Consider the following 18,882-nt stretch of genomic DNA (forward strand, 5'->3'; position numbering starts at 1 on the left):
GGGCGGCGGCGGGCGGCGACCGTGCGACGGGCATGCGGTGGGCACCTGGCGGGTACGCCGCGCTGTCGGGCTGTCACTTCTCCGGAAAAGATGCCTGATCAGGGTCTTCGTGTGTCACGGTGGGTATTCCCGAAGAATTCCACTGCTCCGACCGGGGGTGGGGCCGATACTCTCGGGGGCGTGCTCAGAAGGCTCGATCTGCGTTCCGTGAGACCCAGCGCCTCGGAGGTCCGCCGCCTCATCCCGCGGGCGGCCGTCGACGTCGACGTGGCGATCGAGGCGGTGCGCCCGGTCTGTGATGATGTGCGGGCCCGCGGTGACGCGGCTGTCCTCGATGCCGCCGAGCGGTTCGACCGGGTTCGGCCGGCCAGCCTCCGGGTGCCGGCCGAGGATCTCGAGGCCGCGCTGGCGGCGCTCGCGCCGGCGGTGCGTGACGCGCTGACCGAGGCGATCCGGCGGGCACGGCTGGTGCATCGGGCTCAGCTGCGCGAGCCGGTCGTCGTCGAGGTCGCCCCCGGCACGACGGTCACCGAGCGGTGGATCCCGGTGGAACGGGTCGGCCTCTACGTGCCGGGTGGCCGGGTCGCCTACCCGAGCAGCGTCGTGATGAACGTGGTGCCCGCGCAGGAGGCCGGTGTCGGGTCGCTCGCGGTGGCCTCGCCACCCCAGGTGGACAACGACGGCCGGCCGCACCCGGTGGTGCTGGCGGCGTGTGCGCTGCTCGGCGTCGACGAGGTCTACGCGGCCGGTGGGGCACAGGCGGTGGCCATGTTCGCGCACGGCACGCAGAGCTGCCCGGCGGTCGACGTGGTCACCGGTCCCGGCAACGTGTATGTCACGGCGGCGAAGCGGCTGCTGCGGGGCGTGGTCGGCGTCGACGCGGAGGCGGGCCCGACGGAGGTCGCGATTCTCGCCGACGACTCGGCCCGGCCGGACTTCGTCGCCGCCGATCTGATCGCCCAGGCCGAGCACGACCCGATGGCGGCCTGTCTTCTGGTCACGACCTCGGTCGAACTCGCTGACGCCGTCGATGTCGAGCTGGACAAGCAGGTTCCCCGCACCCGGCACCGTGAGCGGGTGGCGGAGGCGCTGGCCGGGCAGGGCGCGGTGGCGCTGGTCGCCGACCTCGACGCCGGGCTGGCCGTCGCCGACGCCTGGGCGGCGGAACACCTGGAGATCCAGACGGTGGACGCGGCGGCGGTCGCCGCCCGGGTGCGCAACGCCGGGGCGATCTTCGTCGGGCCGTACGCCCCGGTTCCGCTGGGTGACTACCTGGCTGGTTCCAACCACGTCCTGCCTACGGGCGGGACGGCACGGCATTCCGGTGGTCTCGCGGTCTCCGCCTTCCAGCGGCAGGTGCATGTCGTCTCCTGTGACGCCGACGCGCTGGCCGACATCGCACCGCGGATCGCCGCGCTCGGCACGGCCGAGGATCTGACCGGGCACGTCGACGCGGTGGAGGTACGGGCACGATGACCGACGAATCGACGGATGCGATGAGTGACGCCGTCGATCCCCTCAAGGCCGATGCCCCGGCCTTCGACGGGATGCGGGTGGAGCCGATCTCCGCGCCGGTGGCGGGCCTGGGTGCAGGTCCCGGCTCGGGCCCCGGTTTCGACCGCGGGTCCCGATCGGGTGCGGCGACGCCGGGTGGCCGACCGGCGCGGCGCGTGGTCACGCTGGACGACCTGCCCCTTCGCGACGACCTGCGCGGCCTGTCGCCCTACGGCGCGCCGCAGATCGACGTCCCGGTCCGGTTGAACACGAACGAGAACCCGCATCCGCCGTCGGCCGGCCTCGTCGACGCGCTGGGCAAGGCCGCGACCCTCGCCGCGACGGAGGCGAACCGCTACCCGGACCGCGACGCCGAGGCCCTGCGCGCCGATCTCGCCTACTACCTGACCTCGGACGCCGGTTTCGGTGTGCACACCGCCCAGGTGTGGGCGGCGAACGGGTCCAACGAGGTCCTACAGCAGCTCTGCCAGGTGTTCGGCGGGCCCGGTCGGACGGCGGTCGGCTTCGAGCCGTCGTACTCGATGCACCGGCTGATCGCGCTGGCCACCGCCACCAGCTGGGTCGGGGAGCAGCGGGCGGAGGACTTCACCCTCGACGCCGAGCGGGTCGCCGGCGCGATCCACCGGCACCGGCCGGCGTTGCTGTTCCTCGCCTCGCCGAACAACCCGACCGCCACCGCCCTGGGCATGGATGTCATCACCGCCGCCTGCGACGCGATGGAGGAGGTGGGCTCCGGGGTGGTCGTGGTGGACGAGGCCTACGCGGAGTTCCGCCGGGCCGGCGTGCCCAGCGCCCTCACCCTGCTGCCGGATCACCCCCGCCTGGTCGTCACGCGGACGATGAGCAAGGCGTTCGCGCTGGCCGGAGCCCGGGTCGGGTACCTCGCGGCGCATCCGGCGGTCGTCGACGCCCTCGCGCTGGTCCGGCTGCCCTACCATCTGTCCTCGTTCACCCAGGCGATCGCGCGGACCGCGCTGGCACACGCCGACGAGCTGCTCGGCACGGTCGAGGCGGTCAAGGCCCAGCGCGACCTGCTCGCGCGGTCGCTGCCGGAACTCGGGTGCGAGGTGGCACCGAGCGACGCCAACTTCGTGCTGTTCGGGCATTTCACCGACCAGCGGGCGGTGTGGCAGGGCCTGCTCGACGCCGGGGTGCTCGTGCGGGACGTCGGTCTCGGCGGCTGGCTGCGGGTGACGGCGGGCCTGCCCACCGAGACGGACGCCTTCCTCGCCGCCCTGCGCGCGGTGCTCACAGACAATCCGTCGCTGCTGCGGACCGGGCCCGCAGGGCCGGCCGGCACCAGCGTGGTCGGATAGCACCGACGCCGTCGAACACGTAGCAGACGTTCAAGACCCACGAGGGAACACACACGTATGGCGCGAACCGCTCGGATCGAGCGCAAGACCAAGGAGTCGCACGTCCTGATCGAGCTCGATCTCGACGGGACGGGGCTGGCCTCGTCCGAGACCGGCGTCCCGTTCTTCGATCACATGATGGAGCAGCTCGGCAAGCACGGCGGCTTCGACCTCACCGTGCGGACCGAGGGCGACCTGCATATCGACGCCCACCACACCGTCGAGGACACCTCGATCGCCTTCGGCGCGGCGCTGCGCGAGGCGCTCGGTGACAAGGCCGGCATCCGGCGGTTCGGGGACGCGACCGTCCCGCTCGACGAGGCGCTGGTGCAGTCGGCCGTCGATCTTTCCGGGCGGCCCTACTGCGTGCACGTCGAGCCGGAGCTGGTCGGGCTGATCGGCACCTATGACACGACGCTCACCCGGCACGTCTTCGAGTCGATCACCGCCTCGGCGCGGATCGCGCTGCACGTGCGGGTGCTGTCGGGGCGCAACGCGCACCACGTCGTCGAGGCCCAGTTCAAGTCCGTCGCCCGCGCGATGCGTGACGCCGTCGCCCTGGACTCGCGGGTCGCCGGGGTTCCCTCGACGAAGGGTGTGCTGTGACCGGCGCCCGTCCGAAGGTCGTCGTCCTCGACTACGGCTCGGGCAACCTGCGGTCGGCCGAGCGGGCGGTCGCCCGGGTCGGCGCGGAGGTGACCGTCACGGCGGATCTCGACGCGGCGCGCGCCGCTGACGGGCTCGTCGTTCCCGGGGTCGGCGCCTACGCGGCCTGCATGGCGGGCATCGAGGCGATCGGCGGCGGCGCCGTCGTGCGCGAGCGGCTCGCGGCCGGCCGGCCGGTGCTGGGGATCTGCGTCGGCATGCAGATCCTCTACGAGGTCGGGGACGAGCACGGGGTGCGCACGGAGGGCCTCGGCGTGCTCGCAGGCAGCGTGGACCGGCTGTCCGCGCCGGTCCTGCCGCACATGGGCTGGAACGTGGTCGCCCCGCCGCCGGAGTCCGTCCTGTTCGCCGGTGTCGACGCGGGCACGCGTTTCTACTTCGTGCACTCCTACGCCGCCCGGCCCCAGCCGGGGGACACCGTGGCCGAGCACGGCGAGCCGTTCGCGGCCGCGGTCGAGCGTGGTCCGCTGATGGCCACCCAGTTCCACCCGGAGAAGTCCGGGGACGCCGGCGCGCACGTGCTGGAGAACTGGCTGCGCACGCTGAACTGACGCACGCTGAACTGACGCACGCTGAACTGACGCACACCGAACTTACGCATGCTGAACTGACCGGTCAGCGCACCGGGCTCGGCGGATGCGTCGGGTCCGGGTCCGTCCGGCTGGGCGGCACCGCCGGGAGGCGGTCGGTGGTGTAGAGGCGTGCGACGATGTCCTCGATCGCCGGTTCGCCGACGGCGAGGTCCACCAGCGGGTAGCGGGCCGCGACCGCGCTGACCAGTGGCGCCGCGCTGTCCTGGGCGCTGAACTCCAGCCACTGCCGGGCGCCGTCCACCCGCACGACCCGGGCGCCCTCGATCGTCATCGCCGGCTGTGGCTCGGCGAGGTCGACCCGCAGCGTCCGGACGCCGCCGATCCGGGTGCGCAGCTCGTCCAGGGTGCCGTCGAAGCCGAGCCGGCCGTGGTCGATGACCATCACCCGCCGGCACAGCTGCTCCACGTCGGTCATGTCGTGCGTCGTGAGCAGGATCGTCGTCCCCGACTCCCGGTTGGTGCGGGAGAGGAAGGACCGCACGGCGGCCTTCGAGACCACGTCGAGGCCGATGGTCGGCTCGTCCAGGTAGACGATCTCGGGCTCCGGCAGGAAGGCGGCGGTGACGCTGCCGCGCATCCGCTGCCCGAGCGAGAGCTGGCGCACCGGCGTGTCGATGAAGGAGGCGAGATCGAGAAGCTGGATGAACTCGTCGAGGTTCTGGCGGTATCGCGCCGGGGGGATCCGATAGATCCGTTGGATGAGGTCGAAGCTGTCGCGGAGCGGTAGATCCGACCACAGCGCCGACCGCTGCCCGAACACGACACCGATGCGCCGCGCGAGGCGCAGCCGCTGCCGGGACGGGTCCAGCCCGGCGACCCGCAGCCGCCCCGCCGACGGGGTGAGGATCCCGACCAGCATCTTGATGGTGGTGCTCTTGCCGGCGCCGTTCGGCCCGAGGTACCCGACCATCTCCCCGGCCCGCACGCTGAACGACAGGTCGCGGACCGCGTGGACGTCGCTGCGTTCCCGCCGCATCCACCCTGTCCGCCGCCGCAGCACGAACGTCCGGGTGACCTCGCTGACGTCGATCACGGAAGCATCGGATGACAGAGTCAACCACCCTCCCCGCGGTAGTGACGGATCCCGGCGCTCCACGCGATCCCGGCGGCCAGGCAGCTGGCCAGCGCGACCAGAGGCGAGAGCAAGCCGGTGAAGCCCGGCAGGCCAAAGGGGTCGGGCCGGCCGAGGACGAACAGCGCGGGCTGCCAGTTCACGAAGGCGACCGGGAAAACGAAGGTCAGCAGCATCGCCATCCGGCGCCCGTAGATCGTCAACGGGTACTGCGTCGCCAGCGCGGAGCCCTGGCGGACCGCCGCGATGGCGACGCTGGCATCCGGGGCGACGAACAGGACGGCGGCCACCCCCACCGCGAGGCTGATACTGATCATCGTTCCGCAGAGGACCATCATCGGAAGGATCGCGACGCGTCCGGGGCTCCAGTCCACCGGGAGCGTGGCGAGGCTCACCGCGAACACGGCGGTGGGCTGGGCGAGGCGCCCGAGCCGCTGGGGCGAGAAGTCCATCGTCGCGCACTGCACGAGCACGCTGACCGGCCGGGTGAGCGTCGCGTCCATCCTTCCGTCCTTGATCTGCCAGCCGAGCTGGTCAAGCGGGCCGACCAGGGCCTCGGCGAGGGCGAAGGCCAGGGCGGAGGACCCGTAGAGGAACGCGACCTCGGACAGCGCGAACCCGTCGAGGTCGGGGAGATGGGCGAAGATGATGCCGATCGTGGCCAGGTCCAGCGCGGCGCCCGCCATCTCCACGAGCGTGTACATCACCAGTGAGACGCGGTACTGCGCCGCGGACCGGAACGCCGCGCGGACGAGGAGCAGGTAGAGCGCGGCCTCGTCGCGCACCAGGCCGAGCCGCCCGCCGCCGGTCATCCGTCCCACACCGCCGGTCATCCGTCCCACACCGCTGGTCAACCGTTCTGCACCACCAGACGCCGGATCGCCCGGGCTGTGAGCGTCTGCCCGGCCAGCAGCAGTACGAGCGCCCAGGTGGCCTGGAAGGCCAGCGCGCGAACCGGGCCGTCGTCCACCGTGCCCAGGTAGAGGTCCATCGGGGTCTGGACGACGGCGCCGAACGGCAGCAGGGCGGCGACGGTGCCGAGCGCACCGGGGAACAGGACGAGCGGCAGGATCGCCCCGGAGAAGAACATCATCACCAGCGCGGACACCGCCTGCACGCCGCGGAAGTCGGTCATCCAGAACGCGCTGAGCGCGACCAGGTAGCGCAGGCCGAAGCTGACCAGCAGAGCCAGCCCCAGGCTCATGGCGAAGGCGGCTGCCGCGCCGGCCGTGCGTGGCAGCCGCAGGTCGAACAGGAGCACGCCGACGATCCCGGCTGGCAGGGCGCGGCTGGCGAGGTACACGGCCGCCCGTCCGACTTCCAGCCCGAGGTACCAGCGTTGGAAGCCCAGCGGCCGGACCAGGTCGACCTCGATGCTGCCGGTCCGGACGCGCCAGGGGATGTCGATCATCCCGCCGAAGACGGCGAAGGTCGTCACCAGCGACTGCCCGAGCACGGTGAAGGTGACCGCGGCGGTGCTGTCGTAGCCGGCGAGGCCGGGACGTTGCGCCCACACGGCGAGCGCCAGGTGCCCGCGCAGCACGGTGAGCACGATGTTCGACACGATCGAGGCCAGGACCGCCGCCCGGTAGCGGAGCATCCTGCGTGCGGAGGCGGATGAGATCGCGCCCCACATCCGCGCCGACTCCCACGCGCGGCCCAGCCTGCCCAGCCTGCCGAGGCTGCCGACCAGGCGCGTGGGCCGGGGCGATGCGTCGGCCGCTGCCGCTGCCGCCAGCTCCGCGGGCGCCGGCAGCGTTGCCAGATTCGCCTGCGCCGGCGGGGGATTCGCCCGGTCGGGAATCATCGCTGTAAACCTAGAATGCCGGCCGCGGGTGCGGAGACGTTTTGCGTGAGCCCGTGTGGTCTGCACCAGGTGGGGCCGCGACCCGTAGGGTGGGCGCGTGACGTTGACGCTGCTACCCGCGGTGGACGTGGCTGACGGCCAGGCCGTCCGTCTGGTCCAGGGCGAGGCCGGATCCGAGACCTCCTATGGCGACCCTCGTGAGGCGGCGCTGACCTGGCAGCGTGACGGCGCCGAGTGGATCCATCTGGTCGATCTCGACGCGGCCTTCGGCCGTGGCTCCAACCGGGAGCTGATCGCCGAGGTCGTGCGCTCCGTCGACGTCGCCGTCGAGCTCTCCGGCGGCATCCGCGACGACGAGTCCCTCGACGCCGCGCTGGCGACCGGGGCGGCCCGGGTCAACATCGGCACCGCCGCGCTGGAGAACCCGGACTGGGTCCGCGCGGCGATCGACCGCGTCGGTGACCGGATCGCGGTTGGCCTGGACGTCCGCGGCACCACCCTCGCGGCCCGCGGCTGGACGCGTGACGGCGGCGAGCTCTACGAGGTTCTCGCCCGCCTCGACGCCGACGGGTGCGCCCGTTACGTCCTCACCGACGTCCGCCGGGACGGAACGCTGACCGGTCCGAACGTCGAGCTGCTGCGTGCCGTGACGGCCGCCACGAAGCGGCCGGTGGTCGCCAGCGGCGGGGTCTCCTCCCTGGACGATCTGCGTGCCATCGCCGCGGTGCCCGGTGTCGAGGGCGCCATCATCGGCAAGGCGCTCTACGCCGGCGCGTTCACCCTGCCCGAGGCCCTGGCCGTCGCGGCGGGCGCGGGTGCGGATGCGGGGGCGGCGTCGGCGTCGGGCTCGCCGTGACGGTCGCGGTCCGGGTGATTCCCTGCCTCGACGTCGACGGCGGCAGGGTTGTCAAAGGTGTGAACTTCACCGACCTGCGCGACGCCGGTGACCCGGTCGAGATGGCCCGGCTTTACGACGCCGAGGGCGCCGACGAGCTCACCTTCCTGGACATCACCGCGTCCAGTGGCAACCGGGAGACCACGTACGACATCGTCCGGCGCACCGCCGAGCAGGTCTTCATCCCGCTCACCGTCGGCGGGGGAGTGCGCGCGGTCGACGACGTCGACCGGCTGCTGCGGGCCGGCGCGGACAAGGTCGGCATCAACACGGCCGCGGTGGCTCGCCCGGAGCTGGTCCGCGAGTGCGCGCTGCGGTTCGGCAGCCAGTGCATCGTGCTCTCCGTCGACGCGCGCCGCTCCCGTGAGCCGGGTGGCCCGCTGTTCGAGGTGACGACGCACGGCGGGCGTCGCGGTACCGGCATCGACGCGGTGGAGTGGGCGGCACGTGCCGTCGAGCTGGGCGCGGGCGAGATCCTGCTGAACTCGATGGACGCCGACGGCACGCAGGACGGCTACGACCTGAAGATGATCAGTGCCGTGCGGGCGGCGGTGGACGTCCCCGTGATCGCCAGTGGCGGGGCCGGTCGGCTCGACCACTTCGCCCCCGCCGTCGCGGCCGGAGCCGACGCGGTGCTCGCGGCCAGCGTCTTCCACTTCGGGCGGATGCGGATCTCAGAGGTGAAGAAGGAGCTGCGCGACGCGGACATCCCGGTCCGCTGACGCGCCGCCGGGCGGGCGGGGCGCTGTGGGGGAGCACCGCGCGAACGTTGACGGAACTTCGGCTGTCCAGCTGAGGTCAGCTCACCCATGACGCTGTGAAACACCCCCGCGGCAGGCCAGGATGGCGGCGCGCCGGAGAACCGCGGGGGCGTCCACCGGCCACGTCCGCCGTGAAACAACGACCCACCCACCGGGTGCTCGGACCCGCTGACCTGCTGACCGGGACTTTTGGCCAGGACAGCCGCGTTGGGGACGAGCAGTCGATGCTGGTGATCGGCGGTCGGACAGCGACCGCGAAACGGAGGAGTGCGGTGCCCGGTGACCTCGCGTCCAGCGTCGCATCCAGCTTCGCTCCCCGCAGGCGGGCGCGGGCGTGCGTGGCGGATGCCGCCGCGGGTGCCACGGATGGCGCCGAGGCCGTAACAGCCGTCGAGGCCGTGGCCGAGGTTGCGGGCGCGGGCGCGGACGCCGCCGCGGTTTCCACAGGCGCCACCGACGCCACCGTTGACGTTCCTGCGCCCCGGGCCACGGCGGGCCGCCCGGCGGTGGCGGGCGAGGGCGGTCACGCACCCGGGGTGATCGGGCGCGGGATTGGCATCCTCGCGAACGCGGTGCGAGAGGAGCCGCGGATCTTCGCCGCGGCCTTCGTCGGCAGCTCGCTGTACGCGTTGGCGACGGTGGCGACCTCGCTGGCGCTCGGCGAGATCACCGAGCGGGTGGTGGTCCCGAGCATCCGGGACGGTCACGCCGACTGGAGCACGCTGCTCGGTGCCGGTGCGATCATGGTCGGCATCGGGTTCGCGCGCGCGTGCGGCCTGTTCCTGCGCCGGCTGGTCTCCGGGATGATGCAGTACCGGCTGCAGGCCACGTACCGGCGCCGGGTCACCCGCCAGTACCTTCAGCTGCCGTTGGCGTGGCACCAGCGGCACTCGACCGGCTCGCTGCTGTCGAACGCGAACGCAGACGTCGAGGCGGCCTGGGCACCGATCGCGCCGCTGCCGTTCGCCGCGGGCGTGCTGGTCATGCTGGCCGCCGCACTGGGGCTGCTGATCGCGACGGACCCGCTGCTCGCGCTGGTGGGGTGTGTGGTGTTCCCCGCCTTCGGCGCCGTCAACATCATCTACGGGCGCCTGGTGTCACCCCTGTACGGGAGGGTCCAGCAGTTGCGCGGTGAGGTCAGCGGCGTCGCGCACGAGTCGTTCGACGGGGCGCTGGTCGTCAAGACGCTCGGCCGGGAGGCCGATGAGACGTCCCGCTTCGCCGTGAAGGCGCAGGAGCTGCGCGACGCGATGATCCGCGCCGGCCGGATCCGCGGGATGTTCGACCCGGTCATGGAGGCGCTGCCCAACCTGGGTGTGCTCACCGTGATCGTGGTCGGCGCGGTGCGTATCGACGCCGGCTCGCTCACCGTCGGCGAGCTGGTCCGGGTGGCGTACCTGTTCACCCTGCTGGCGTTTCCGATCAGGGCGATCGGATGGGTCTTCGGCGAGCTCCCGCGGTCGGTGGTCGGGCATGAGCGGGTGACGGCGGTGCTCGCGGCACGTGGTGGGCTCACCCACGGCACCGCCCAGCTCGCCGGGTCCGGTCCGGCCGCGCTGCAGGTGAGTGGTGTCGGCTACCGGTATCCCGCGCCGGCGGCCGGCCGGCCCACCGCCGAGGACGTCGCCGACCCCGCCGGCACGGTGGATCCTGCCGGCACGGTGGATCCTGCCGGCACGGTGGATCCTGCCGACACTGTGGACGTCGCCGACGCCGTGGGCGTCGGGCGGGCGGCGCTGTCCGGCGTCACGTTCGACGTCCCGCCCGGTCGGGTGGTCGCGCTCACCGGCCGCACCGGCTCGGGCAAGTCGACCCTGGTGAACCTGCTCGCCCGCCTCGTCGATCCGAGCGGTGGCACGATCCGTCTCGACGGGGTGGACCTGCCCGAGCTCGCGGCCGGCGAGGTGACCGGCGCGGTCGCGCTCGTCCCTCAGCAGACGTTCCTGTTCGACGACACCGTGCGGGCCAACGTGGCGCTGGGCCTCGACGTGGGCGACGACGAGATCTGGGAGGCCCTGCGCCGCGCCCAGGCGGACCGTTTCGTGCGCGCGCTGCCCGCGGGCCTGGACACCCGCGTCGGCGAGCGTGGAACCACGTTGTCCGGCGGCCAGCGCCAACGCATCGGCCTGGCCCGCGCGCTGGTCCGCCACCCGCGGCTGCTCATCCTGGATGACGCGACCTCCAGCGTCGACCCGCGGATCGAGGCGTCCATCCTCGCCGATCTGCGGGCCCGGGCCGGCGCCGCCACGGTGGTGATCGTCGCCTACCGCCGTTCGACGGTCGAGCTCGCGGACGAGGTCGTCTTCCTGGCCGGTGGCCGGGTGGTCGCGCAGGGCACGCACCGGGAGCTGCTGAATCGTTCGCCTGGCTACGCCGAGCTGCTTACCGCCTACGACGAGGCGGCGGACGGGCGGTCGCCGGCCGCCGCGGTCCCGGCCGTTCCGGAGGTCGCGCCGTGAGTCGCAGTGCCGTGAGTCCTGGTGCTGCTGTGGGCGCCGGTGCTGTGGGCGCCGGCGCGGTGAGGGATGGTGCGGTGGACGGTGGTGCGGCCGTGGGTGGCGGTGCCGTGGGTGAGGGGCTGTGGGCGACCCTCGGCCGGCTGCACCGGCTGGTGCCCGAGCTGACCGCCGGGATCCTCGGCACGCTCGGACTGGCGATCATCGCCACCGTGGGCAAGGTGGTCGTCCCCGTGGTCATCCAGCAGGCACTGGACCGCGGTGTGTGGGACGGCGGAGCCGACCTGGGGGTCATCGGGGTCTCGGTGGGTTTCGCGGCCGTCGCCATTCTGGTCACCGCCGTCGCGGCCTACCGGATGAACGTCCGGCTCTACCGCCTGTCGGAGAGCGCGCTCGCGACCCTGCGGGTCCGGGCGTTCCGGCATGTGCATGACCTGTCGATGCTCAGCCAGTCCGAGCAGCGGCGTGGGTCGCTGACCTCGCGGGTGACCACCGACATCGACACCATGTCGCAGTTCCTGCAGTTCGGTGGCGTCATGTTGATCGTCTCACTGGGGCAGATGGTCATCGCGACGATCCTGATGTTCGTCTACTCCTGGCAGCTGACGCTGGTGGTGTACGCGTTCTTCGTACCGCTGGTCCTCGCGACCCACCGGTTCCAGAAGCGGCTGGCCCGCCGGTACGGCGCGGTGCGGGAGCGGGTCGGCGACATGCTCGGCGCGATCGCGGAGTCCGTGGTGGGAGCGCAGGTGGTGCGCGCGTACGGGTCGCAGCAGCGGACCGCCCGGCGGATCGGGACCACGGTGGAGGACTACCGGGTCGCGCAGACCCAGGCGCAGACGCTGGTGGCCGGGGTGTTCGCGGTGGTGGAGATCGTCGCCGCGCTGACGACGGCGTCGGTGGTCGTGCTGGGAGTCGCGCTCGGCGTCGACGACTCGCTGACGACCGGCCAGCTTGTGGCCTTCCTGTTTCTGCTGACGCTGTTCGTGATGCCGATCCAGTCGCTGACCGAGGTGCTGAACGAGGGCTCCAACGCCATCGCCGGGCTCCGGCGGGTCATCGACGTGCTCGACACCCCGACCGACATCCGCGATCCCGGTGCCGACGGCGGGGGGCGCCTGCTGCCGGCCGGCCCGCTGGGGGTCCGGTTCGACCGGGTCGGCTTCGCCTACCCAGGCGGACCGCCGGTGCTCCACGATGTGACCCTCGACCTGGCGGCCCGGACGAGGGTGGCGGTCGTCGGCGAGACCGGCTCCGGCAAGACGACCATGGCGAAGCTGCTGACCCGGCTGATGGACCCCACCGACGGCACCGTCCTGATCGGCGATGTCCCGCTGAGCGAGGTGCGTTTCGACTCGCTGCGCCGCCGCGTGGTCATGGTGCCGCAGGACGGGTTCCTGTTCGACCTGACCGTCGCGGGCAACGTCCGCTACGGGCGCCCCGACGCCACCGACGAGGAGATCATGGTGGCGTTCGAGCAGCTGGGGCTGGGGGAGTGGCTGGCCGGCCTGCCGGCCGGGATCGCCACCAGGGTCGGTGAGCGGGGCGATCTGCTCTCGGCCGGCGAGCGCCAGCTCGTCGCGCTGGCCCGGGCCCAGCTGGCCGACCCGGACCTGCTGGTCCTCGACGAGGCGACCTCCGCGGTGGACCCGGCCACCGAGGTCCGGATCGCCTCGGCCCTGCTGGCCCTGACCCGCGACCGGACGTCCGTCACGATCGCGCACCGGCTCTCGACGGCCGAGGCCGCGGACGAGGTGATCGTGGTGGACGCGGGCCGGGTCGTCCAGCGCGGAACGCACGCCGACCTCGTCGCGGTTCCCGGGGTGTACCGGCGGCTGCACGAGTCCTGGGCCGCCGGAGTCTCCTCCCGCTGACGGCGGGCCGGCCTGCCGACGCCAGGTGTGCCGGCGCCAGGTGTGCCGGCGCCAGGTGTGCCGGCGCCAGGTGTGCCGGCGCCAGGTGTGCCGGCGCCAGGTGTGCCGGCGCCAGGGGCGCCAGGTCGCGCCCGGCTCACAGCGTCGGCTCGCGCGGCCGGCTCATGGGGCCGGCTCACACTGCGGGCTCGCGGCCGGCCTCGCCGCGGCAGGCAGAATAGGGTGGGTGACCGCACCAGCCTCAGCTCTCGATCCCGCCATCGCCCGCCAGCTCAAGCGGGACGGGGCGGGTCTGTTCCCGGCCGTAGCCCAGCAGTACGACACGGGTGAGGTCCTCATGGTCGGCTGGATGGACGATGAGGCGCTGCACCGGACCCTCACCACCGGCCGCGCTACCTACTGGAGCCGAAGCCGATCCGAGTACTGGGTCAAGGGAGACACCAGCGGGCACGTGCAGTGGGTTCGTTCGGTCGCTCTCGACTGCGACGGGGATACCGTGCTCGTCCGGGTGGACCAGGTAGGGGTGGCTTGCCACACGGGGGAGCGCACCTGCTTCGCCGGTCGGGAGCTCCCCGTCGAGGCCGGCCCGGCCGCGGCGGCACCGGCTGCGGCTGCGGCTGCGTCGGCCGGGGACCGTGACTCCGTGACGGCGTCGACGAGGGGAGCAGGTCGATGACGACCGGCGTGATCACGCCCACCCGCGAGGAGTTCCACCAGCTCGCGGCGCACCAGTCGGTCGTGGCGGTGTCCCGGCGCCTGCTGGCCGACGGGGAGACCCCGGTCGGGGTGTACCGCAAGCTGGCCGGCGGCCCGGGCACGTTCCTGCTGGAGTCCGCCGAGCATGGCGGTGTGTGGTCGCGGTACTCGTTCATCGGGGTACGCGCCGCCGCCACCCTCACGGAACGTGATGGTCAGGCCGTCTGGGTGGACGGGGTGCCGCCGCCGGGCCTGCCGAGCGGTGGTGATCCGCTGGAGGTCCTGCGGGCCGTGGAGCGGCAGCTCTGCTCGCCCCGCCCGGAGGGGACCCCGCCGCTGCTCGGCGGCCTGGTCGGCTACCTGTCCTACGACATCGTCCGGCGTATCGAGCGGCTGCCTGCGAACTCCGTCAATGATCTCGGGATTCCCGAGCTGCGGATGTTGCTGACGACCGACCTCGCCGTCCTGGACCACACGGACGGGTCGTGCCAGCTGGTGGCGAACGTCTTCACCGGCGTCACCGGGAGCGGCGGGGGCGCCGGGGGCGCCGGTACCGCCGAGCTGGACGCGGCGTACGACGACGCGGTGCACCGCATCGAGGTGATGACGGCCGATCTCGGCAAGTGGAGCGAGCCGACCGTGGCGACCACCACCGGGGCCGTCACCGGGGTGCGGGACTTCGTCTCCGCCACCGAAGCCGGTGGCTACCGGGCCGCGATCGAGCGGTCGATCGAGGAGATCCGCGCCGGAGAGTGCTTCCAGATCGTCGTCTCACAGCGTTTCGAGCGCCCGACCTCCGCCGACGCGCTGGATGTGTACCGGGTCCTGCGGGCGTCCAACCCCAGCCCGTACATGTACCTGCTGCGCTTCGCCGATCATGACGTCGTCGGGTCCTCGCCCGAGGCACACGTCAAGGTCACGGGCCGTCGAGCGCTGCTGCACCCGATCGCCGGCAGCCGGCCGCGGGGCGAGACTCCCGAGCACGACGCCGAGCTGGCCGCCCAGCTGCTGGCCGACCCGAAGGAACGATCCGAGCACGTCATGCTGGTGGACCTGGTCCGTAACGATCTCGGGCGGGTCTGCGTGCCGGGTTCGGTGCGGGTCGTCGAGTTCGCCGCGGTCGAGCGGTTCTCGCACATCATGCACATCGTCTCCACCGTGATCGGTCAGGTCGCGCCCGAACGCAGCGCCGTGGACGTGCTGGCCGCGACCTTCCCCGCGGGCACCCTGTCCGGAGCCCCGAAGGTGCGCGCCATGGAGATCATCGACGAGTTGGAGCCGACCCGGCGCGGTCTTTACGGGGGCGTCGTCGGCTACCTCGACTTCGGTGGCGATCTGGACACCGCCATCGCCATCCGCACCGCGGTGCTGCGCTCCGGCATGGCCTATGTGCAGGCCGGCGCCGGCATCGTCGCGGACTCGGTGCCGGAGACGGAGGATCTGGAGAGCCGGACGAAGGCCGCCGCGGTGCTCCGCGCGATCGAGGTGGCGGAGTCGCTCCGCTCGCCGTCGTGACCCCGCACCCCGACATGCCCACCACCACGCCACCCGACCGGCATCCTGATGACCGCACCGCGGCTGAGCAGGCCGCCGCGCCGGCTGCTGACCAGGCCCGACGGGCCCGCCGGGAACGGATGCTGGCCATCGTCGGGTGCCTGGTCGGCGCGGCAGCGGTGCTGTTCAGCGCTGGTTCCACCTGGGTGTCGGCCCGCGTGCAGTCAGGCGTGGGGGAGAAGGTGGTGGCAGCGCCGCTGGCGGTGAACTGGTCCGGCAGCTCGCTGGCACCGGCGGTGACCGCGCTCGGGCTGCTCGGCCTCGCCGGGACACTGGCGATCATCGCGACCCGGCGGCTGGGCCGGACCGTGGTGGGAATCCTCGTGCTGCTCGCGGGCATCGCCATCCTCGTGACGGCGGGTGGGATCGCCATCGACCCGATGGGTGCTGTCCGCGGCACGGACGAGGTTCACGCCGTGGTGCCCGTGGGGGAGCCGACGATCACCGGGCTCTCCCGTTCCGCCGGACCCTGGTTGGCCTCCTTCGGCGGCCTGGTACTGGCCGTCACGGGCGCCGCCGTGGTCGCCCGCGCGCGGACCTGGCCGGCCATGTCCGGCCGTTACCAGGCCCGCGTAGCCGCACCCGTTGACGCCTGGGACGCCATCGAGCGGGGCCAGGACCCCACCTGATCATCGGAGCCGACCTTCCTGGCCCGCGAGGCGCGGCGAGCCGCTCGTGCCGGGCCGGCCGGTGTGGGTCCCGGGTGGCCGCGGCGGGAGTGTATGCGGGGACTGCTGGCGGCCCAGGGTCGCCAGCGTCAGGTGGTTGCGCTCAACATCCGCTTCAAGCAGGCGGATGAGCACGTCCATCCGGGCGATGCGGTGGTCGAGCTCCCGGATCTGAGCGAGAAGTAGCTGGTGCTCCGTGTCGGTGTCGAGAAGCCGCCGTGAGCCCGAGCCCGTGGCGGCCCCTGGCCGCCCTGCGGGAGCGCTCCCCGGTGGCCCTGAGGGCGTGGGCCGGGGCGGGACGGCGGTCGCCCGCCGGGCCGCGACGGTGCCCGGGGCGCCCGCTGGGCTGGCCGCTGGCGAGCCCGTGGGCTCGGTAGCCGCGCTGCCGGCGTGCAGCGGCCCCGCGGGGCCGGAGACGGGCGTGCCCGGCGCGGTGCCGGGAACAGCTGACGATGATCCTGCATTTCGATCGGTCCTCTCGTCCGGACCACCTTCCGGCCCGCCCGAAGCGGCCTGCCCATCCGGCTCGGAACCGCTGCCGCCGGCGGGACGGGCGGACCACACAGCCGAGGACGCCCAGGCCGCGATGGGCCATCGCGCTCCCATCGCGTGCCCCGTGGAGCCGGCCGGATCTGACTCCGATGTCGCGTTCGGTGTGTTGCCGATCTCCACCGCCGCGCTCCACACCAGGCCCACCTGATCCGTCACCCGATCCGTCACCCGATCCGTCATCACGTTTCCCCCAGGCAGCTCCATCGAACGTGTGTTCGATGATACGGGTCGGTCGCGGGGCGTCAAAGTCGCCGGGGGGTGGGCGTGTCGCGCCGTCGAGCGCCGGTTTCGTGATGTGTCCGTGTCGGTGCGGCGGGTGTCAGTAGCAACGGCGTCACCACTACGCTCGCGAACCATTCCGTCACCGGGTGGGAGATACCTCTAATTCATCTGGCCTCGACGTCGACGTCAGGGCCGTATCGGCCCAAATCGACAACGGAGAAGCAACAACAGGCCGTGACCGGTCGACGCCGTGAGTGGGGGTGGCGGGCCGGCGTCGCGCGCCTGCCCTACCATCGGCCTCATGGCCGCGACTGGCGCGAGCGCGGGGCGATGAACGCTCTCGACGAGATCCTCGACGGGGTCAGAGCAGATCTGGCTGAACGCGAGCGAGAGACGTCCCTGGCAGCTCTCAAACAACGAGTGGAACGTGTACCGGACCCCCGGGACGCGCTGGCGGTGCTGCGTGCGCCGCGGGTGTCGGTGATTGCGGAGATCAAGCGCCGCTCACCGTCGAAGGGGGCATTGGCGGCGATCACCGACCCGGCCGGGCTGGCCTCGCTCTACGAGCAGGCCGGCGCGGCGGCGGTGAGCGTCCTCACCGAGCGGCGGCGCTTCGGTGGATCCCTTGCGGATCTTGATGCCGTCCGGGTCGCGGTGGACATCCCGGTCCTGCGCAAGGACTTCGTGGTGTCGCCGTACCAGGTGCTGGAGGCGCGGGCGCATGGTGCCGACCTGGTCCTGCTGATCGTGGCCGCGCTCGACCAGCCACGCCTGATCGGGCTGCTGGAGCGGGTCGAGTCGCTGGGAATGACCGCGCTGGTCGAGGTGCACGACGAGGAGGAGATGGTCCGCGCGCTCGACGCGGGAGCCCGGCTGATCGGGATCAACGCCCGGAACCTGCGCACGCTCCAGGTCGACAGGGAGACGTTCGCGCGGCTGGCACCGATGGTTCCCCACGGGGTGCTGAAGGTCGCCGAGTCCGGCGTGCGCGGTCCCCACGACCTCCTTCAGTACGCCGGCGCGGGTGCGGACGCCGTGCTGGTGGGCGAGGCCGCCGTCACCGGCGGCGACCCGCGGCAGTTCGTCGCGGACCTCGTGACGGCCGGAACCCATCCGGCCACCCGCATCGCGCACTGATCCCGTAGGCGGCCGACGCCCTGGCCCGGATCCGGGGCGGCCGGCCCGCCGATGCCGGGCGGGCCGGGGCGTGATGCCCGGCCGGGAGCGCGGTGCGGCGCCCGTGGCGTCCATCCGTGTCCGGACGGTCCTCGTCTGGCCGCAGCTCTCCCGCGGCCACCTTGGTGGGGTCGGACGCCGGTACAGTCAGGGCCGTGACTGCTCGATCCGCTGGAACGCTTGCCGGCTCCTCCGACGCGACTGACCCGACCCGCCCGGGCGCGGTCGGCGCGGCCGATCAATGGTCGTCCGTCGAAGCGGCCCGGAGCTGGCAGTCGGTTCCGGATGTGTCAGGTCACTACGGGCGTTTCGGCGGGCGTTTCGTGCCCGAGGCGCTGTTCGCCGCGCTCGACGAGCTTTCGGCCGCCTACGAGGCCGCCCGGGTCGACCCGACCTTCACCGGTGAGCTCGACCGGCTGTTGTCGACCTATGCCGGCCGCCCGACGCCGCTGACCGCCGCGGATCGGCTGACCGAGAAGATCGGCGGCGCGCGCATCCTGCTCAAGCGGGAGGATCTCGCCCACACCGGCTCGCACAAGGTCAACAATGTGCTGGGGCAGTGCCTGCTGACCCGCCGGATGGGCAAGACGCGGGTGATCGCCGAGACGGGCGCCGGTCAGCACGGTGTGGCGACCGCGACCGCCTGCGCCCTGCTGGGCCTGGAGTGCGTCGTCTACATGGGCGAGGAGGACACCCGCCGGCAGGCTCTCAACGTGGCGCGGATGCGCCTGCTCGGCGCGGAGGTCGTCGCGGTCGCGTCCGGCAGCCGCACCCTGAAGGACGCCATCAACGAGGCCATGCGTGACTGGGTGGCCACGGTCGACTCGACCCACTACTGCATCGGGTCGGTGATGGGGCCACATCCGTTCCCGATGATGGTGCGTGACTTCCAGCGCATCATCGGGGTGGAGGCGCGTCAGCAGACCCTCGACCTGCTCGGCCGCCTGCCGGACGCGGTGGTCGCCTGTGTCGGCGGCGGGTCGAACGCGATGGGCATCTTCCACCGTTTCATCCCGGACA

17 protein-coding genes are annotated in these 18,882 nt (G+C 72.6%); 14 read left to right on the forward strand and 3 right to left on the reverse strand.

What is annotated here, in order from left to right; translation table 11 throughout:
- The first annotated feature begins 180 nt into the window (after positions 1-180).
- From hisD to hisH, 4 genes are read left to right on the forward strand one after another with little or no spacing between them, the layout of a single operon-like run.
- Entirely contained in the window at positions 181-1,476 is a 1,296-nt protein-coding gene (gene hisD, locus FREUN1FDRAFT_RS31715; RefSeq protein ID WP_035955297.1) for a histidinol dehydrogenase, read from the forward strand.
- Positions 1,473-2,831 carry a histidinol-phosphate transaminase gene (locus FREUN1FDRAFT_RS31720; protein ID WP_006544425.1) on the forward strand — a complete coding sequence of 453 codons (1,359 nt, stop codon included), beginning with the start codon at positions 1,473-1,475 and terminating at the stop codon, positions 2,829-2,831. Before hisD ends, FREUN1FDRAFT_RS31720 begins: the two co-directional genes overlap by 4 nt.
- A gap of 57 nt (positions 2,832-2,888) precedes the next feature.
- Positions 2,889-3,476, forward strand: a complete 588-nt coding sequence (gene hisB, locus FREUN1FDRAFT_RS31725) for an imidazoleglycerol-phosphate dehydratase HisB (protein ID WP_006544426.1) — start codon at positions 2,889-2,891, stop codon at positions 3,474-3,476.
- Positions 3,473-4,087 (forward strand): imidazole glycerol phosphate synthase subunit HisH, encoded by a 615-nt coding sequence (hisH, locus tag FREUN1FDRAFT_RS31730; protein WP_006544427.1) that lies wholly within the window; start codon positions 3,473-3,475, stop codon positions 4,085-4,087. The genes hisB and hisH overlap by 4 nt, the downstream gene beginning before the upstream one ends.
- Positions 4,088-4,151: 64 nt before the next feature.
- Here the strand turns inward: hisH and FREUN1FDRAFT_RS31735 are convergent, their stop codons facing one another.
- The 3 genes from FREUN1FDRAFT_RS31735 to FREUN1FDRAFT_RS31745 are packed head-to-tail and all read right to left on the reverse strand — an operon-like array spanning position 4,152 to position 7,008.
- Positions 4,152-5,186, reverse strand: coding sequence for an ATP-binding cassette domain-containing protein (locus tag FREUN1FDRAFT_RS31735; protein ID WP_006544428.1), 1,035 nt, complete (start codon positions 5,184-5,186; stop codon positions 4,152-4,154).
- Positions 5,183-6,034, reverse strand: a complete 852-nt coding sequence (locus FREUN1FDRAFT_RS31740) for an ABC transporter permease (protein ID WP_157475656.1) — start codon at positions 6,032-6,034, stop codon at positions 5,183-5,185. The genes FREUN1FDRAFT_RS31735 and FREUN1FDRAFT_RS31740 overlap by 4 nt, the downstream gene beginning before the upstream one ends.
- Positions 6,035-6,051: 17 nt before the next feature.
- A complete protein-coding gene (locus FREUN1FDRAFT_RS31745; RefSeq protein WP_006544430.1) occupies positions 6,052-7,008 on the reverse strand; it encodes an ABC-2 family transporter protein in 957 nt (318 codons plus the stop codon).
- Between the two features lie 97 nt (positions 7,009-7,105).
- On the opposite strand from FREUN1FDRAFT_RS31745, the gene priA reads away from it, so the two are divergent.
- From priA to trpB, 10 genes are all read left to right on the forward strand, one after another.
- Positions 7,106-7,864, forward strand: a complete 759-nt coding sequence (priA, locus tag FREUN1FDRAFT_RS31750) for a bifunctional 1-(5-phosphoribosyl)-5-((5-phosphoribosylamino)methylideneamino)imidazole-4-carboxamide isomerase/phosphoribosylanthranilate isomerase PriA (RefSeq protein ID WP_006544431.1) — start codon at positions 7,106-7,108, stop codon at positions 7,862-7,864.
- A complete protein-coding gene (gene hisF, locus FREUN1FDRAFT_RS31755; RefSeq protein WP_006544432.1) occupies positions 7,861-8,625 on the forward strand; it encodes an imidazole glycerol phosphate synthase subunit HisF in 765 nt (254 codons plus the stop codon). Before priA ends, hisF begins: the two co-directional genes overlap by 4 nt.
- A gap of 311 nt (positions 8,626-8,936) precedes the next feature.
- A complete protein-coding gene (locus tag FREUN1FDRAFT_RS31760) occupies positions 8,937-11,123 on the forward strand; it encodes an ABC transporter ATP-binding protein (protein WP_006544433.1) in 2,187 nt (728 codons plus the stop codon).
- A gap of 74 nt (positions 11,124-11,197) precedes the next feature.
- Positions 11,198-12,994, forward strand: coding sequence for an ABC transporter ATP-binding protein (locus FREUN1FDRAFT_RS31765; protein ID WP_232295506.1), 1,797 nt, complete (start codon positions 11,198-11,200; stop codon positions 12,992-12,994).
- A gap of 226 nt (positions 12,995-13,220) precedes the next feature.
- Positions 13,221-13,670, forward strand: coding sequence for a phosphoribosyl-AMP cyclohydrolase (hisI, locus tag FREUN1FDRAFT_RS31770; protein WP_006544435.1), 450 nt, complete (start codon positions 13,221-13,223; stop codon positions 13,668-13,670).
- The gene (locus FREUN1FDRAFT_RS31775) at positions 13,667-15,205 is read left to right on the forward strand and encodes an anthranilate synthase component I (protein ID WP_006544436.1); all 1,539 of its coding nucleotides are present in this window, start codon (positions 13,667-13,669) and stop codon (positions 15,203-15,205) included. The genes hisI and FREUN1FDRAFT_RS31775 overlap by 4 nt, the downstream gene beginning before the upstream one ends.
- 14 nt (positions 15,206-15,219) lie before the next feature.
- Positions 15,220-15,873: a Trp biosynthesis-associated membrane protein gene (locus FREUN1FDRAFT_RS31780; RefSeq protein ID WP_083828885.1), complete on the forward strand. Its 654-nt coding sequence runs from the start codon at positions 15,220-15,222 to the stop codon at positions 15,871-15,873.
- A 93-nt stretch (positions 15,874-15,966) separates the two neighbouring features.
- The gene (locus tag FREUN1FDRAFT_RS47555; protein WP_006544438.1) at positions 15,967-16,098 is read left to right on the forward strand and encodes a hypothetical protein; all 132 of its coding nucleotides are present in this window, start codon (positions 15,967-15,969) and stop codon (positions 16,096-16,098) included.
- Between the two features lie 918 nt (positions 16,099-17,016).
- A complete protein-coding gene (gene trpC / locus FREUN1FDRAFT_RS31790) occupies positions 17,017-17,823 on the forward strand; it encodes an indole-3-glycerol phosphate synthase TrpC (RefSeq protein ID WP_006544439.1) in 807 nt (268 codons plus the stop codon).
- 194 nt (positions 17,824-18,017) lie between these two features.
- Positions 18,018-18,882: tryptophan synthase subunit beta (gene trpB / locus FREUN1FDRAFT_RS31795; protein WP_035955318.1), on the forward strand; the 865-nt coding region annotated here is incomplete at its 3' end.

The sequence above is a fragment of the Parafrankia sp. EUN1f genome (assembly GCF_000177675.1).
In the GTDB taxonomy this organism is placed as follows: domain Bacteria; phylum Actinomycetota; class Actinomycetes; order Frankiales; family Frankiaceae; genus Parafrankia.

Excerpts from the sequence above, each read along its gene's own strand:
- FREUN1FDRAFT_RS31720 (WP_006544425.1), top strand. The coding sequence starts at position 1,473 with ATGACCGACGAATCGACGGATGCGATGAGTGACGCCGTCGATCCCCTC.
- hisB (WP_006544426.1), top strand. The coding sequence starts at position 2,889 with ATGGCGCGAACCGCTCGGATCGAGCGCAAGACCAAGGAGTCGCACGTC.
- FREUN1FDRAFT_RS31740 (WP_157475656.1), bottom strand. The coding sequence starts at position 6,034 with ATGACCGGCGGTGTGGGACGGATGACCGGCGGCGGGCGGCTCGGCCTG.
- FREUN1FDRAFT_RS31745 (WP_006544430.1), bottom strand. The coding sequence starts at position 7,008 with ATGATTCCCGACCGGGCGAATCCCCCGCCGGCGCAGGCGAATCTGGCA.
- FREUN1FDRAFT_RS31775 (WP_006544436.1), top strand. The coding sequence starts at position 13,667 with ATGACGACCGGCGTGATCACGCCCACCCGCGAGGAGTTCCACCAGCTC.
- FREUN1FDRAFT_RS31780 (WP_083828885.1), top strand. The coding sequence starts at position 15,220 with ATGCCCACCACCACGCCACCCGACCGGCATCCTGATGACCGCACCGCG.
- FREUN1FDRAFT_RS47555 (WP_006544438.1), top strand. The coding sequence starts at position 15,967 with ATGCGGGGACTGCTGGCGGCCCAGGGTCGCCAGCGTCAGGTGGTTGCG.
- trpC (WP_006544439.1), top strand. The coding sequence starts at position 17,017 with ATGAACGCTCTCGACGAGATCCTCGACGGGGTCAGAGCAGATCTGGCT.